Source organism: Bacillus sp. JJ1127, from assembly GCF_036965845.1.
GTDB lineage: Bacteria > Bacillota > Bacilli > Bacillales > Bacillaceae_G > Bacillus_A.
The window spans coordinates 13,259-13,664 of sequence record NZ_JBALQK010000050.1; the positions used below are offsets into that span (position 1 = coordinate 13,259).

The window sequence follows — 406 nt, forward strand, 5'->3', positions numbered from 1 at the left end:
GAATAAATTACTCTATATTAGGTAATACAGATCCATTTCTACATGCACACATATTTCCCCGTTACGAGTGGGAACCAGAAGAATTAAAACCTTATCCTGTTTGGCGTTATCCAAATGAAAAATGGTTTGATGCCCAATATCAATATAACGATGAAGAACACGGAACGCTTCGGCAAAGAATAACCGAAAACTTACTTGCATTAATGAAACAAGCCTATTCACCCTTTTCCAGATAAAATGAAGTAAACTCAAATAGTAAGATATGAACGCCAATTGTAACGGGTNNATAGGAGTTGAATCGTAAATGGTGTGTACTTCACAATTTTTGCTCTTATCTGTTTGAGAAGAAGCCGTGCCTTGCGATTACTGCAAGGCATGTGGTTGACAGTTCCTTCCCAATCAGAAC

Annotated in this window: 1 protein-coding gene and 1 pseudogene; one reads left to right on the forward strand and one right to left on the reverse strand. The window is 37.6% G+C overall.

The window, feature by feature from the left end; genetic code table 11:
- Positions 1-236, forward strand: a pseudogene (locus tag V7183_RS06805) (hypothetical protein); the annotation flags it as partial.
- A 12-nt stretch (positions 237-248) separates the two neighbouring features.
- Here V7183_RS06805 and V7183_RS25925 read toward each other — a convergent pair.
- On the reverse strand, positions 249-377 hold the full coding sequence (locus tag V7183_RS25925) for an RRXRR domain-containing protein (RefSeq protein ID WP_438825157.1): 129 nt from the start codon (positions 375-377) through the stop codon (positions 249-251).
- Positions 378-406: the final 29 nt, after the last annotated feature.